At 59.7% G+C, this 16741-nt stretch carries 6 protein-coding genes; 3 read left to right on the forward strand and 3 right to left on the reverse strand.

Annotation, left to right across the window (positions count from 1 at the left end):
• Nucleotides 1–14: 14 nt before the first annotated feature.
• The 3 genes from HU725_RS08470 to HU725_RS08480 all read right to left on the reverse strand — a co-directional run bounded on the left by HU725_RS08470 (nucleotide 15) and on the right by HU725_RS08480 (nucleotide 8899).
• The gene (locus HU725_RS08470) at nucleotides 15–218 is read right to left on the reverse strand and encodes a cold-shock protein (protein ID WP_186476840.1); all 204 of its coding nucleotides are present in this window, start codon (nucleotides 216–218) and stop codon (nucleotides 15–17) included.
• Between the two features lie 95 nt (nucleotides 219–313).
• Nucleotides 314–8572 carry an RHS repeat-associated core domain-containing protein gene (locus HU725_RS08475; protein WP_186476841.1) on the reverse strand — a complete coding sequence of 2753 codons (8259 nt, stop codon included), beginning with the start codon at nucleotides 8570–8572 and terminating at the stop codon, nucleotides 314–316.
• Between the two features lie 159 nt (nucleotides 8573–8731).
• Entirely contained in the window at nucleotides 8732–8899 is a 168-nt protein-coding gene (locus HU725_RS08480) for a hypothetical protein (protein ID WP_186476842.1), read from the reverse strand.
• Nucleotides 8900–9038: 139 nt separating this feature from the next.
• Here HU725_RS08480 and HU725_RS08485 point away from each other — a divergent pair, with 139 nt between their 5' ends.
• From HU725_RS08485 to glgB, 3 genes are all read left to right on the forward strand, one after another.
• Nucleotides 9039–11057: an alpha-1,4-glucan--maltose-1-phosphate maltosyltransferase gene (locus HU725_RS08485; protein WP_186476843.1), complete on the forward strand. Its 2019-nt coding sequence runs from the start codon at nucleotides 9039–9041 to the stop codon at nucleotides 11055–11057.
• A gap of 144 nt (nucleotides 11058–11201) precedes the next feature.
• Nucleotides 11202–14519: a maltose alpha-D-glucosyltransferase gene (gene treS / locus HU725_RS08490; protein ID WP_186476844.1), complete on the forward strand. Its 3318-nt coding sequence runs from the start codon at nucleotides 11202–11204 to the stop codon at nucleotides 14517–14519.
• A complete protein-coding gene (gene glgB, locus HU725_RS08495) occupies nucleotides 14520–16730 on the forward strand; it encodes a 1,4-alpha-glucan branching protein GlgB (protein WP_186476845.1) in 2211 nt (736 codons plus the stop codon).
• Nucleotides 16731–16741 lie beyond the last annotated feature (11 nt).

The following is a 16741-nucleotide window of genomic DNA, read 5'->3' on the forward strand; positions in this document are numbered from 1 at the left end:
TTTGACGCCGGAGGTTACTTACGTTTGACATTGACGGCGTGGGGTTTGCCATTAACCACCTCGATGTCGAACACCACCTCAACACCGTCCTCCAGGTCGCCAGCCTGTTCCGGGGGAAGGTATACCAACTTCTTATCATATTTCACGTCGATGTGGCCGAATTTATCGACTTCATCCATGTCACGCACTTTGCCGGTCCTGCCTATTTTATCGCTCATGGTTGCATCCTCGTTGTCATCGCTTAGGTGCGCGCTTGCCCGTCAACAATGCAAGCGCATGTTGGTGCGTTAACCGCATTCAGCTGTCAGGCCTCCTACCAGAAACTTGCACTTTGGGTTGCAGGTAGCAGCCTGTGCCGTACCGTGCGCAGGGATGGCAAGCGAGGTACCTGCCCAGCTGCAGTGCTACCCGAACGCCTTACACTGACGGCGTTACTCGCCTGCCGCTCGGGTTGCTCTGCGTCCTCCAGCGCCTGGCGCTGGTTTTCCAGGTCTATGCTCGAGTTGATCGTGCCAAGCAATATGTTGCTGTCGAGCAGGTTGCCAGCAGCATCGGCGGTATAGGCGGCCGCGCGGTGCATCCGCGTTTGCATGATCGGTGCGAGCATCCCCTTGCTTTGCATGTAACTGCCAACTTTCCCGATCAGTCCCGACCGGGCGAAGTTGATCGGGGTGTTTTCACCTATTACGACGCTTTCAGTCAGGTGATACATCAGCCGTCGGCGAAGGCTGCCCAGCTTGCCAGGGGAGCCCAGGCCGCCCAGCGCATCATCGGCCAACGCACTCAGCCGGCCGGCCCCACGGGCTGCACGCCAGGAGGCTTTGAGCCCTTTAAGGCCCGTTCGCGCAAATGTCTTGGCCGCGTTCCACACCACTTTGGCGCCTTTGCCCACCAGCGTGGCACCCTTTGCCAAAAGTTTGAGCCCGCTCAGGCCGAGCTTGAACAACCCAGAGAAGCCCATGGTGCTCAGCACCCCGGTGGTGACCGAAGCGATACTCAGTGCCCGCGACAATCGAGGGTTCGAATCGGCGGTGAATACTGCCGCCACTTCGAAGGCGAACGACAGTATGCTCATCACCGTGACGAAGCCCAGCACGATCGCCGACATACCCCCGGTGACGACGGTCAGCACCGCGCCCACAACCGCCACCAATGCCGAGAATGCCAGGCCACGCCAGCGGTTGCCGACCGGCATTTTCTGCGTGTCGGTCAGCGCTCTTTCGTAGCTGGCGTTCTGCGCCTGCTGGTCCCAGCGGCTGACCATGATCGCACCGCTGGGGTCGTGCAGGTTCACCGGGTCCGGGCAATGGGCATAGTCATTGATGCCCCCTTCGCCGAACGGGCTGAGCCAGTCGGGCTGGGCGTAGCGGCGCAGTGTCGGGTCGTAGCTGCGGTAACCATTGCCGGCGTGATAGTGACCGGTGAGCGGATCACGGCGCATACCGTTGTACCCGTTGACGACACCCTCGAGTGCCTTGCCCTCGCCGAAGGGCAGCAAGGGCGCCAGTTCCAGCTTACCGTCCCGGACCTGGCCGGCGACCCCCACCTGTGGGTCATCGATCAACCAACGCACCTCGTTTTCATCGTACTGAGCCAGGCCGCAGGTCAAGCTTGTGTGCTGGCAAGCCTCGCCGGCCTTGTCGTAACGCAATTGGCCAATAAGCTCGTCGCCTTCATAGCGCAGCTCGCGGGTGCTCTGGTCGCTCTCCAGGTATTGCGCCGCCAGACGCTGGCTGCCGTCGTATTCATAGCGCGCTAGTAGCTTGCCGGCTTCATCGCTGACCTTGAGGATCTGGCCGGCGGCGTTGTAACTGTAGTGATGCTGGCCAGCGGCGTCGGTCAGAAAGCCGTTGGCGTTCCATGCCAAGTTTTGGGTGTCATCGTCGCAGTTGATTCCCACAAGCTGGGTGGGGTCGGTTTTGCTGTAGGCCAGGTCTTCGGTTTGGGTTTTGCCGTCATAGGTGGTGGTGATGCATTGCGTCAGGTTGTTCAAGGCATCCCAAGTGAACGCCTGGGCTTTGACCGCCATGCCCCGTGCATTGAGCGGGCAATGCTTGGCGGCGCTGGTTTTGCATTCGTATTTTTGCAGGCGATCAAGCGCGTCGTACTCGAAATGCTCCGCACGCAGCTGCTTGCCTTGCTCGAAACTAGTCTTGCTAGCCAAGCGACCATCGCCGCGCCAGGTCAGGCATTGCTTGAAGCATTCGCTACCATTGCGCAGGAAGCGCCGGGTCATTTCCTGGCCAAAGCCATCGTATTCACTCAGCACTTGCCAGCGGCCGCCGGCTTTGAGTGCCAGGGCGCTACGCGACTGCAGGCGGCCCTGTGGGTCGTAGCGGTGTATGACCTCTTCATGGTCCTGGCACGTGCGCAGCAACAGCCCTTGGCGGTCGGTGAACACACGTTGCCAGTGGCCGTCAGCGCGCAGCGATGCCAGCGTCAGTCCACGCAGGCTCTGCCAGCGGCAGCCCTGGCGCTTGGCACGGGGCGATGTCTGCTCGACATGCTGGCGTCCAGGCAGGTTGGCGTCGCGGTAGGTCTGTTTCCAGTCACTGGCGGTTTTGCTGTCGCTGGCGGCCGAGTCGAGGGTCAGTGTGTCATCGTTGACGGTGAGGCTGGAGAGGGTATGGCCCTGCGCCATGAGCCATGAACCGCCGGCGTTCTGAAGGGTGATGAGGGTGCTTTTATCAGGCAGCGTCACGCTAGTATCACTGAAACCGTAAGTGCGTTTGCCCACGGTGCGCGAAGTGAGCGTGCTGATGGCAGTGACTTTCTGCGTAGCCACTACCACGCCGTCCACTTTCAGTTCGGTGGCGTGGTTGCTCAGGCCGTGATAGCGGTAGGCGATGGTGGACTTGTCGGGGCGGGTAAGCTGCGTGACCCTGCCCATTGCGTCGCGCTTAAGGCTATAGATAGCAGTTTGCGTGCCCAGGCTACGTTCGTATCGGATGACATGGCCTGACCGGTCGTAGTGCCTGAGCAATTGCAGCTGCGTACGGCCAGCACTATCGGTCAGGTGCTCCACTTGTTCGAAGGTCCCGTCCCTGCGATGAGCGTACTCGGAGCTGCGTTGGAACAGACATTGCCCGTCCAGGCCATGTTCGACCAGGTGCTGAGTCTTGATGTCCTGGGTCGCCAGCGATTCGCGCCCAAGGCTGCCTGATGCGACGTCGGTGTTGCTCTGGGCTTGCAGTGCGCTGAGCATCCCCGGCCCATCCAGGCCTCCTTGTTCGCGGATCCAGGCTCGCGGTCCTGTACCCAGCACTCCAGGGGTCATCTCGACCACAGCCTGGCCGCCGGGCAGATAGTCCCAGCTACAACTGGCCAGCAGTTCCCCGGAGTCCTGACCGTGAAAGTCATAGTGCTCAAGCGCAATGAAGTGCTGGGTGCCATGCTTGCACCACTCGCGTCGCCAAGTGCGTTGGAGGCCGTCGATATAGCTGCGGCTGATGTCCTGGTTTTTATGGGTATGCGTGGCGACTTTGCCGTCAGCCGAATAGCGCGTGCTGGTCGACTCGTCGGCTTGCTGGTCTTTGCCTTTGGCTGTAGCACCGTCCTTGATCAGGTAGCGTGATTCTTCAATCACACGGCCCAGCGCGTCGTACTGCCAGTACACCTCCTCACCTTGCTCCATTCGTTCCAGGCGTCGCCTGGCATGCCGTGAGCGCAGCTCGGTACTGAGCAGTTCGGTACCTGCCAAGGTGGTGCTGCTGACGCGCACGGTAATGCCAGGGGTAGTCGGATTGTCCTCGAAGGCTTGCAGATTTTTAAGCTCGAAGCGCTCTTTGCCGTGATGGGTGACTTGGGTATCTGTGACCGACCACTGCATGACCTTGCTTTGGGGTGTCTTAGGGCTGACCTCGCTAATTTCGGTGGTGCGCTGGCGCCAAATCAGGGTAGCCCCGGCATCGGTCAGCGCCCACTTGGTGTCGCTGTCGAGCCTGTCGCCTTTGACTTGGCCCTCGACCCCTTCGATCACCACCACTTGGGCCAGCTCCAGCAGGTCGCGTGTACCGCGCTTTACCTTGCGGTAGCCAAATAGGCGTAGCCCTTTTGCGTTGCCGAAGGGGTCGCACTGGTATTCCGCCATGACCGGCGCCGTGGCGTAGTCCGGGATGAATGGGCAGTTGAGGGTTGGTAGCGCTTCCAGCCCAGTGAGCGAGTTGAGCTTGATCGTGTTGTCGCCAGCCTGGCTGTAGTAGCAGCGGTACAGAATGTGTTCGTCGCTTTTATGCAGGCGCAGCACATTACCGGCAAGGTCCTCTTCCTGGGTCGCCACCTCTACAGAGCGCCCCAGCCCGTCGCGCTCCTCACGTGGGGTATTGGCCAGTAGCCAAGAGATGCTGGCCGCCAGTTTTGGGCGCTCTTCATCATCGGATTTGTCGAAGAACCACTGAAGCAGCTCGTGCTGGCGCTCTACCAGTACCGCCCCGTCTTTAACCGTCGGTTCGTCATCCTTGTCGCCGGCCTTCAAGGCGAAGAGCAGCTCGGCAAATTCATCACCCGCCCCGGTATAACGGTAGCCTTTGGTCAGCCGAAGCTTGTCGTTGTTCTTTTGGTCAGGGCGGGTGGTGAAGGACAGCCAGTGATCCTTCTCCGAAGCCACTGCGCGCAGGAATTCGAAGCGCTCGACACGTCTTTCATGTTTGACGCGGCCATGCACCAGCAGGTGTCGCTCGCGCGCGCTGTGCGGGCCGCACTCGTATTCGACGCTGACAATGCGGTGGTCGGTCGCCAGGAAGTCCCCGTCATACTTGTAGGTGGCTACCTGGTTCTGCTGGGCATCGCCTGGTATCAAAGCATGCAGCATTACTCGCGGCAGCCCAGGGCGACGATTTCTGGTCCCATTGGTTGCTTGCCAGGGTTGGTATTTCACGCACTCGATTGACCCATCCAGTTCCCTCAAGCTACACAGTACGCGGTCCAGAGTGGGGTCGTCGTCGTAGTCGCAGTCCACCTGTTGCAGCACGTTGTCGTTCTGCTTACGTGTGAGTTTACGCAGCAAGTAGCCTTCGAGTTCGAGGTTGACCTCATACTTCTCAGCCTGGCTACCGGGCCAGACCTGCATCCGGACCTCAGAGCCCGTCTTCTCGTGCGGTTTGATGTATTGCGCTTTGAATAATGCTTCGTTGCCACTGTTGACCGCGACCAGCAGAAACTGACCTTTCTGACGCTTCCACTCCAGTGTGAGTTTCTCACCATAGGGCGATTCGATGATCGTGGGCAGTAGCTGAACGAAGGGTGTCTCGTAGTCGGCGATGCGTCGGTTGAGCTCCTTGATATTGCTGTCTCCCTGCCAAGCCTGGACTGCTTCGATATAGTCCAAGGATGCGGCGCCGTAGTACATCTGAGGTACGCACATCAATATCCATTGCTGCCAACCGTCAGGCTTCGTTGGGAAATCAGGCTGGGACTTATCGCGGATGGCTTTCAGCGTTTTCAGCACGAGATCCTGAAACGCTTTGTTCGGTTCTTCATCGTCGCTGCCTGGGGCGGCAGGCTTTTTCAGCACTTCCTGCCGGCCGGATGGCAGATCGATGATGAACTCACTGTAATCGGCGTTGCTGCGCACTACGCAGGCGGCCAGCTTGAGCGCTTGACCCTTGCCCAGTTCGGACCACTGCGCGTCGGTGAACTTGACCTGGACCCCATCGGCCAGGGTCAGCAGCCTGTCGCGCACCTGCACGCTGGAGAAACGCCACGCCCAACCGTCACCCAGTCCGGCCTCGTTGGCGCGCATGGCCGAATAGTGCAAGGTCAGTTCACATACCGGCCCTTGGCCTTGCAAGCCTTGTAGGCTGGCCACCGGGTAATGGGCGTGGAACAGGCCTGTGCGCGGGTCGACGCCTGATTCACTGTGGCCGGTGGTGTCGAATATTTCGGAGCCGTTTGTGTTGCCGTAGTCTTCGCAGAGGAAACTTATTTGGTTCCAGTCCTTGAGCGATTGGGGCGGTTGGAAGTTGACGGATGTTTTTCTCTGCCAAAAAACATCGGACTGTACTGTGCCAATGTGGCCCGCGACTACTAAGGTTTTACCCCTGTCGGTCTCTGGGAACTCAAAGTAAATGTCATAGGTTTGTTTGTGTGGTGAGCTTAACCAATTTATGGCATTGTCGGTCACTGACTGAGGCCAGATTGGTATTGATACATTGTTTGCTGGTTTGGAGGCGTTACAAACTTTGTAGAGTGCGCCGTAAGCACCTTCTGTAGATGGCAGTCTTTTAATAAGCGACTCTCTCAGGTCCTCGAAGACAAGGTCGAGGATTGGGATTGTTCCCATCTGAATCTCAAATTTTTTTACTGAGTAATCAGCAACGCTGTAAGCGGCTTGAAGTGCATCATCAGCGGATGCGACGATATTCTCCGTAGCATCATCAACGTTACGATCATCCCATGAGAAAAAATATTTTAGAGATTGGCTCAAAGCTTTAATCAGCTTTTGGTAGTTACCCCGCGCAGTCCCAATTGCGGCGGCTTCGTCAGCTGTCAGATCATATTTTATTTCAATGCCAGCTGCAGTTAGGATTTCATGCAGCATGGAGGTGTAGGTATCGCCAATCACGGGCTCTAGAGGCTGTACATAGTTCTCCAACTGGCCTTCATGGTCAAGGGATTCTTTAATGGTGGAATGTTTCAAAATTAGTTGGGTGTAACTCGCATAGTTGAAAAATCCACCTTCGCTACAAGGGACGTAAGAGTCAAGAGCCTCTGTCGTGTGTTGGTTCAGGGCTGCAAGATACTCACTATGTACTTGGCGTATGAATAGACTGTGTTTATTGCGGTTGTCAAGCGCTTCGTCATATTCTTTCAGGGCAGTGACGTACGTTAGGTCGTTAGGATTCTCCCTGATAGTTTCTTTTATGCCTCTATATTCCCTGTAGCTTTTAGGTCCATCATTTTTTATGTATTTTGAATATGCTTGGTGTAAGCGTGAGTAATCGACGGCGGCCATCGCGAGTTTTGCAGCGCCTTCAGGGGTATTAAGGTCAGCAAACGCTACGGGCGTATAGCCCTGCGCCTCCAGGGTAGTATCGACAAATTCTTTATATGCTTCGCGCAGGTTATCAAATTCTTCCTGAGACGGAATGCACGCAACAACTCGATATCCTCGATCGCGGGCCTTCGGGTCCAATCGAAATACTAGCTCATTTGCAGCCGAGTCAATTGTCACTCGTGTAACGCCAATTCTCGGATCAACTGTAATCTCCACCGGGTCGACCGAGATAGCCCGAGGCCATTCATCAGCGCTGAGCAGCTCCACTCCATAATCCTCGACGCTCCACCCATTGCCATCACCAACATTTGCCAATGCCACTTGCAACTCCGCATCCTTCAATACCCATACCTGCTTGTTGTCCTTAACTTCCAACTCAGGCCATTTTTGCCCTTGAATGAAACCGGCCAATGCCTCAACCCAGGTAGTCTGGTTCTTCGGCGCTGCCTCGCAGTCCTGTGGCCTGAACAGCGCGTGGTGTAGCAACGCTTGGTTACCGGGATGGCGCACGGTCACCAGCACGGCATCTGCCGGTGTGTTGAAGGCGGCTTTGAGCAGTGGTCCTTCAACCCTATGCTCCTGACCCGGTAGCGTGGCGAAGATGCGCAGGCCGTCGCCGCGCTGTTCAAGCAGCGCGGTGACTGGGTCAATGCGCATGTACGGCGCTACTTCCGAGCCGGCCAGCGCCTTGGCCCAGGGTTCGAGCCATTTGCCACTGGCGCGCTGGGCTTTGCTCGGCAGCCAGGTATGGTGGCCGAGCAGGCGTTGGGAAAATGCATCGTAGACCCACGCCTGCAGTGCCGCGCCGCTGGGCGTGGCGCTGGCATCGAGCGGATCGCTAGCCCACCAGTGCACTTCGGTCAGGGTGACGCTCAGTTCAGCATGCTGCGGCCCCCAGAAGGCGTTGCCGGTAGCGCCTGGTGTCACCGTGCAGGCTTTGGCGTCAAAGACACCGGCACGTATCAGGGCGCTGTCACGGTTGATCTGCTGGCACAAAGCTTTGCTCCAGCCGCTGTCCGCTTCGGCGGTGAACAGGTGTTGTTCGTGCAGCGCCTGGGTTTTGAGGTCGCGCACTTGCAGGCTCAGGGTCTGGCCTTTGCTCAGCGAGAAAGCGTCGTTGCATGCCAGTACCTGCACGCAGTTGCCAACAAAAGGGGCAGTACTGAACGCCCGATAATCAGCCTGGCACCACAGGCGCGGCGCAGCGTGGCTGCTGGAGAATTCGTTTTCGTCGGTCCAGCCGCCGGCGGTGATGGGCTTGCCGGATGCGGCTACGTGCGCTGCGAAGTCTCCCAGCCACTTGGCGGCGTCCAACTTGCCAGCTTTGGCGCTGTAGTCGACCCGTATCAATTCGCCGGTGCGCCGGTGTACCAGGCAGGCGCTGAGCATTTCATCTTTGGTCAGCGCACGCCCGGCCTTGATCGGGCACAGGCTGTACCAGCCACCCTCGACACTGCCCACCCGTTCCAGGCCAAAATCCTGCATATCCGGCAGGCTGCCGTCGGGTAGGTTGCTGATCAGGTAGGGTACGGGGAAATCGGCTGATTGCGTGGCGTCAACGGAAGGCTTGGTGGACATTGTCTAGCGCTCCAAGGTGCAAGAACCATGAAGCACATTCTTCGAGGGTAACGCCCACTCTCACAACTGGCAAAAATGCTAGGTGGATGCTGTGAACCGAATGGTCTGATGCCGGCCCCCGAGTGGGGCCGGTCAATCATGCAAATAGGTGGAGGTTGTCTATTCTGAGGCTTTCACCGCAGGTTCTTCATTCGGCGGGTCGCCCACCGTTGGCGGCACCGTAGGCTTGACCGGCAGCTCATCCGGCTCTTCTTCGGGCACGGGCTGGGGCAGGGTTGGGTCGTCGATGTTGGGATCTGGTGTTTCCGGTGGCGTGGGAATGTTCATGGCCTGACCTCGCATGGGTGAGTGAAGAGGTGCTGCAGGCTCTGACCGCTGACAGTTGCCGTTCGCTCAATTTTTTTGAACCCCCTGCCTGTGCCTGGCTCTGAACCCTTACCGCCAACAGCCTGAGGGAGCAAGGTCGATGTCACTCAACGAGCCCTTTGAAAGCGTACCCATGGCGAACGATCACCCGGACCAGGCCATCAGCCTGTCCCAGGCGCTGCTCGCGCCGCGCATCGTGATCGAGGGTACTGAACCGGTGCTTGATGGCGGCGCCTTCGCCGCCAAGGCAGTCAGTGGCCAGCCAGTGACTGTCAGCAGCAAGGTCTACAGCGATGGCCATGACCGCTTGGCGGTGATGCTCAACTGGCGTGAAGCCAGTAGCCGCCGCTGGCATTGTTTGCCTATGCAGTCGCAGGGCAACGACCTGTGGCTGGCTGAGTTCACGCCTACGCAAATCGGGCCGCATCTGTTCAGCATCGAAACTTGGATCGACCCCTTCGCCACCTACTGCCATGACCTGGAGAAGAAGTACCACGCCGGGGTCGAGGTTTCGTTGGAGCTGGAAGAGGGGCGCTTGATGCTGGGCAAGGGTGTGGAACTCAGCCAAGGCTCGTTGCGCGAAGAAATCGGTGCTGTGCAAGCGCAGTTGGCTTCGCTGGATACCGACGGGCAGGTCGCTAGGCTGCTGCATCCCGATACTGCCAGGCTCATGGCCTTGGCCGAGCACCGCAGCTATCTGACTTGCAGCCGTGAATTCCCGCTGGATGTCGACCGACCGGCGGCGTTGTTCGCCAGCTGGTACGAACTGTTCCCTCGGTCGATCACCGACAGCCCCGAACGGCACGGCACGTTCAACGATGTGCACGCCCGCTTGCCGATGATCCGAGACATGGGCTTCGATGTGCTGTACTTTCCGCCGATCCACCCGATCGGTACTCAGCACCGCAAGGGCCGCAACAACGCTTTGCGCGCTGAGCCTGGTGACCCCGGCAGCCCTTACGCCATCGGTAGCCCTGACGGTGGCCACGAGGCGATTCACCCGCAACTGGGAAGCCGTGAGGACTTCCGCCGGCTGGTCGCCGCCGCCGCTGAACACGGCCTGGAAATCGCGCTGGACTTCGCCATTCAGTGCTCCCAAGACCATCCCTGGCTCAAGCAGCACCCCGGCTGGTTCAGCTGGCGGCCTAATGGCACCATTCGCTACGCTGAAAACCCGCCGAAGAAGTACCAGGACATCGTCAATGTCGACTTCTATGCTGCCGACGCCGTGCCGTCGCTGTGGCTGGCCCTGCGTGACGTGGTGGTCGGTTGGGTCGAGGAGGGCGTCAAGACGTTCCGCGTGGACAACCCGCACACCAAGCCTTTGCCGTTCTGGCAATGGCTGATCGCCAATGTGCGTAGCCAGTATCCGGAGGTCATATTCCTGGCCGAAGCCTTCACCAAGCCTGCCATGATGGCCCGGCTGGGCAAGGTCGGTTATGCCCAGAGCTACACCTACTTCACCTGGCGCAATACCAAGCAGGAGTTGCGCGAGTACTTCGAAGAACTCAACCAGCCGCCATGGTGCCACTGCTACCGGCCGAACTTCTTCGTCAATACGCCAGATATCAACCCCTATTTCCTGCATACCTCAGGCCGCGCCGGGTTCCTCATTCGCGCTGCGCTGGCAACCATGGGCTCAGGGTTGTGGGGTATGTATTCGGGCTTCGAACTGTGCGAGAGCGCAGCGTTGCCGGGCAAGGAGGAGTACCTGGATTCGGAGAAGTATCAAATCCGCCCGCGCGATTTCAACCAGCCCGGCAACATCGTTGCCGAAATCGCCCAGCTCAACCGCATTCGCCGGCAAAACCGTGCGCTGCAGACGCACTTGGGCGTGGCCTTCTTCAACTGCTGGAATGACAACATCCTGTACTTCGCCAAGCGTACGCCCGAGCGCGACAATTTCATTCTCGTGGCCATCAGCCTGGATCCGCACAACGCACAAGAGGCGCATTTCGAGCTGCCATTGTGGGAACTGGGGCTGGACGATGATGCCCAAACCCTGGGTGAGGACTTGATGAACGGCCATCGCTGGACCTGGCATGGCAAAACCCAATGGATGCGCATCGAGCCTTGGCATCAGCCGTTCGGTATCTGGCGCATCGAAAAGGCCAGTTGACCATTGCATATCGCGCCTTGCAGAGGCGGGTGGGCCTGCAAACCCAACCAGGTCGGTGCCGCACACCCGCTTCCAGGCTTCGCGGCGGAACCCGCTGCTACCTAAGATCGCGCAAGCTCAACCCAGCTTTGAAAGGAGTCACCCATGGCCAAGCGTTCGCGCCCGGCAGCTTTCATCGATGACCCGCTGTGGTACAAGGACGCGGTGATCTACCAGCTGCATATCAAGTCGTTCTTCGATTCGAACAACGACGGGATCGGTGACTTCGCCGGCCTGATCAGCAAGCTCGATTACATCGCCGAGCTGGGTGTGAACACGCTTTGGCTATTGCCGTTCTATCCCTCGCCGCGGCGCGACGACGGTTACGATATCGCCGAGTACAAGGCCGTGCACCCAGATTACGGCAGCATGGCCGACGCCCGGCGCTTCATTGCCGAGGCTCACAAGCGCGGGCTGCGGGTGATCACCGAGCTGGTGATCAATCACACCAGTGATCAGCACCCCTGGTTCCAGCGCGCCCGGCATGCAAAACGTGGCAGCAAGGCGCGGGACTTTTACGTGTGGTCGGATGATGATCAGAAATATGACGGCACGCGCATCATCTTCCTCGATACCGAGAAATCCAACTGGACCTGGGACCCGGTCGCCGGGCAGTACTTCTGGCACCGCTTTTACTCGCACCAGCCCGACCTGAATTTCGACAACCCCCAGGTGCTCAAGGCGGTAATCGGGGTGATGCGCTTTTGGCTGGATATCGGCGTGGACGGTTTGCGCCTGGATGCGATCCCCTATCTGATCGAGCGTGATGGCACCAACAACGAAAACCTCCCGGGAACACACCGGGTACTGAAGGCGATCCGCGCCGAGATCGATGCCAATTACCCAGATCGCATGCTGTTGGCCGAAGCCAACCAGTGGCCCGAAGATACCCGACCCTATTTTGGCGAAGGCGATGGCGATGAATGCCATATGGCTTTCCATTTTCCGCTGATGCCGCGTATGTACATGGCTCTGGCCATGGAGGATCGCTTCCCGATCACCGATATCCTGCGCCAGACGCCGGAAATTCCCGCCAAGTGTCAGTGGGCGATCTTTCTGCGCAACCACGATGAGCTGACCTTGGAGATGGTCACCGACCGCGAGCGTGACTACTTGTGGAACTACTACGCCCAAGACCGTCGCGCCCGCATCAACCTGGGCATCCGCCGGCGACTGGCGCCGTTGCTGCAGCGCGACCGCCGGCGCATCGAACTGCTGACCAGCTTGCTGTTGTCGATGCCGGGCACACCCACGCTGTACTACGGTGACGAATTGGGCATGGGTGACAACATCTATCTGGGTGATCGTGATGGCGTGCGCACCCCGATGCAGTGGTCACCCGACCGCAACGGCGGCTTCTCCCGGGCCGACCCGCAGCGCCTGGTGATGCCGCCGATCATGGACCCGCTGTACGGTTACCAGACCGTCAACGTCGAGGCTCAATCCCATGACCCGCACTCGCTACTGAACTGGAACCGTCGGCTGCTGGCCGTGCGCAAGCAGCAGAAGGCTTTCGGCCGCGGCAGCCTGCGCATGCTCACCCCAAGCAACCGGCGGATTTTGGCCTACCTGCGCGAGTACACCGATGCCGAGGGCAACAGCGAGGTGATTCTCTGCGTCGCTAACGTTTCCCGCGCCGCCCAGGCCGCTGAGCTTGAGTTGTCGCAATACGCTGACAAAGTCCCCGTGGAGATGCTCGGTGGCAGCGCCTTCCCGCCAATTGGCCAATTACCGTTCCTGCTGACTTTACCGCCCTATGCCTTCTACTGGTTCCTGCTGGCTTCCCACGACAGCATGCCCAGTTGGCACGTTCAAGCCACCGAGGGGTTACCGGAATTGACTACATTAGTGCTGCGCAAACGCATGGAAGAACTGTTGGAGTCGCCTGCCAGCGACACCCTACACACCACCATACTGCCGCAATACCTGCCCAAGCGCCGCTGGTTCGCCGGTAAAGAGAGCCCAATCGATCAAGTACGCTTGCGTTATGGCGTCCGTTTCGGCACCGCGACCACGCCCGTGCTGCTGAGCGAAATCGAGGTGCTCAGTGCAGGCGTTGCCACTGATTACCAGTTGCCCTTTGGCTTGTTGCCTGAGGAGCAGATCAACAGCGCGCTGCCGCAACAGCTGGCATTGTCCAGAGTGCGCCGAGGCAGCCAGGTAGGCCTGATCACCGATGCCTTCGTGCTCGAACCGTTCATTCGCGCCGTACTGCGCGCCTGCCAGGACGGCGTGCAGCTACCGTGCGGCAACGGCCAGGGCGAGCTGCGTTTCGCCTGCACCGAACAGTTGGCAAGCCTGCAACTCAATGAGCAGAGTGCAGTGCGCTACCTGAGCGCCGAGCAGTCCAACAGCTCGGTAGTGATTGGTGATCGCGTGGTGCTCAAGCTGATCCGCCGCGTGAACCCAGGCGTTCACCCGGAACTTGAGATGAGTGCTTACCTAACCACCGCAGGCTTTGCCAATATCTCGCCGTTGCTGGCCTGGGTCAGCCGCGTCGACGAGCAGGACACCCCGCACCTTTTGATGATCGCTCAGGGTTATCTGAGTAACCAGGGCGACGCCTGGGCCTGGACCCAGAACACCCTGGAGCGGGCCATCCGCGATGAGATGGAACCGACAGGCGGTGAGGCCCAGGCCCATACCGACGCCCTGGCCGAGCTCAATGGCTTTGCCGCGTTGCTGGGTCAGCGCCTGGGCGAAATGCACCTGCTGCTGGCGGCGCCAAGCAACGATCAGGCCTTCGCACCACGGCCAAGCGACGTCGACGACACCCAACGCTGGACCAGCCAGATCACTGCCGAGCTCAATCATGCGCTGGACCTGCTGGCCCAGCACCGTGGCCATCTGGACAGCGATAGCCAGGCCTTGGTCGATGACCTGCAACACCAGCGTGAGGGCCTTGGCCAGCATATCGCCAGGCTCGCCGAGCAAGCCCAGGGCGGCCTGTTGATGCGCGTTCACGGCGACCTGCACCTGGGCCAGGTGCTGGTGGTGCAGGGTGACGCCTACCTGATCGACTTCGAAGGCGAGCCTTCGCGTCCATTGGACGAGCGCCGCGCCAAACACAGCCCATACAAAGATGTCAGCGGCGTGTTGCGCTCTTTCGACTATGCTGCTGCGATGATCTTGCGCAGCGCGTCTAGCGTGGACCTCAGCGGCCCCGCACGCCAAGCCCGGCAACGGATTGCCCGGCAGTATCTGCACCAGTCGCGTCAGGCATTCATCCAGGCCTATGGCTTGGCTACTGCCGCAATGCCTCACGCCTGGCAGCAGGCCGAAGGCGAGCGCGCCGCACTGGAGTTGTTCTGCCTGGAAAAAGCTGCCTACGAAATTACATACGAAGCCGAAAACCGTCCAAGCTGGCTGGCCGTGCCTTTGCATGGCCTGCATGGACTGATCAGTACTTGGGGAGAGTCATAGATGAATGCAACCACGCGTGAAAACGGCGGCCTTCGGCAACGGGACCTGGATGCCCTGGCCCGCGCCGAGCACGCCGATCCTTTTGCAGTGCTAGGCCCCCATGGCGATGGACACAGCGGCTTGTGGATCCGCGCTTTTCTGCCAGGTGCGCTGAATGCGCGCGTGCTGGCGCGCCATGATGGGCGCGTGCTGGTGGAAATGGCGCAGGGTAGTTTGCCTGGCCTGTTTACCGCGCACCTCGATGAGGCACAGCCCTACCTGTTGCAGATCAACTGGGCGGGCGGTGAGCAAGTCACCGAAGACCCTTACAGCTTCGGCCCGCAATTGGGTGAGATCGATCTTCACCTGTTCGCTGAAGGCAACCACCGTGACCTGTCTGGGCGCTTCGGCGCACAACCGATGCAGGTCGAGGGCGTCGATGGGGTTTGCTTCTCGGTCTGGGCGCCCAATGCCCGCCGAGTCTCAGTGGTGGGTGACTTCAACAATTGGGACGGGCGCCGGCACCCCATGCGTCTGCGTCATGGTGCTGGGGTATGGGAGTTGTTCATTCCGCGCCTGGGCGTGGGTGAAACCTACAAGTTCGAAGTGCTGGGCAAAGACGGAATCTTGCCGCTGAAGGCTGACCCACTGGCTCGCGCTACCGAGCTGCCACCGAGCACCGCCTCGAAAGTGGCCGGCGCTCTGGGCCACGCCTGGGGTGACCAAGACTGGATGCACCAGCGCGCCCAGCGCCATGCCTACAGCGCACCGCTGTCTATCTATGAACTGCACCCAGGCTCCTGGCAGTGCGAGCTGGACGAGCTGGGTGAGGTATCGCGTTACTACAATTGGCGTGAACTGGCCGACCGGCTGGTGCCCTACGTGCAGCAATTAGGCTTCACCCATATCGAGCTGCTACCGATCATGGAGCACCCCTTCGGCGGTTCCTGGGGCTACCAGCCTTTGTCGATGTTCGCACCCACGTCCCGCTATGGCAGCGCCGAAGATTTCGCTGCGTTCATCGATGCCTGCCACCAGGGCGGCATTGGCGTGATCCTTGACTGGGTGCCGGCGCATTTCCCAACCGACGAGCATGGCTTGGCGCGCTTCGATGGCACTGCTCTGTACGAATACGATAACCCCTTTGAAGGCTACCACCAGGACTGGAACACGCTGATCTATAACCTGGGGCGCAACGAGGTGCGTGGTTTCATGGTGGCTTCGGCGCTGCACTGGCTCAAGCACTTCCATATCGACGGCCTGCGCGTGGACGCCGTGGCGTCGATGCTTTACCGCGATTATTCGCGCAAAGCGGGTGAGTGGGTGCCGAACCGCTACGGTGGGCGAGAAAACCTCGAGGCCATCGACTTCATCCGTCACCTCAACGGCATTGCCGCCCACGAGGCGCCAGGTGCGCTGATCATCGCTGAGGAATCTACCGCCTGGCCTGGCGTCAGCCAACCGACCGAGCAGGGTGGCCTGGGGTTCACTTACAAGTGGAACATGGGCTGGATGCACGACACGTTGCACTACATCCAGAATGACCCCATACACCGCGCCCATCATCACAGTGAGTTGAGTTTCGGCCTGATCTACGCCTACTCCGAGCACTTCATCCTGCCGATTTCCCACGATGAAGTGGTGCACGGCAAACATTCGTTGATCGACAAGATGCCCGGCGATCGTTGGCAGAAGTTTGCCAACTTGCGTGCCTACTTGACGTTCATGTGGACTCACCCAGGCAAGAAACTGCTGTTCATGGGCTGCGAGTTCGGCCAATGGCGCGAGTGGAATCACGACCATCAGCTGGACTGGTATTTGCTGCAGTATCCCGAGCACCAAGGTGTGCAACGTTTGGTGGGTGACCTCAACCGCCTGTACCGTGAAGTGCCGGCGCTGCACGAACAGGACTGCCAGCCCCAGGGCTTCCAGTGGCTGATCGGCGATGATGCGCAAAACAGCGTGTACGCCTGGTTGCGCTGGAGCAGCCAAGGCGAGCCACTGCTGGTGGTGGCCAACTTCACCCCGGTGCCGCGCGAAGGTTACCGGATAGGCGTGCCGTTCGGTGAGCGTTGGCAAGAGCTGCTCAACAGCGATGCCGAGCTTTACGCAGGCTCCAACGTCGGCAACCTGGGCGCTGTGCACAGCGAGGCGGTGGCAAGCCACGGGCAGCCATTGTCCTTGACGCTGAACCTGCCACCGCTTGGGGTACTGGTGATGAAGCCTGCTTGAAGTGGCCGGGG

Origin of the sequence: Pseudomonas promysalinigenes (genome assembly GCF_014269025.2) — a bacterium.
GTDB classification, from domain to species: Bacteria; Pseudomonadota; Gammaproteobacteria; order Pseudomonadales; family Pseudomonadaceae; genus Aquipseudomonas; species Aquipseudomonas promysalinigenes.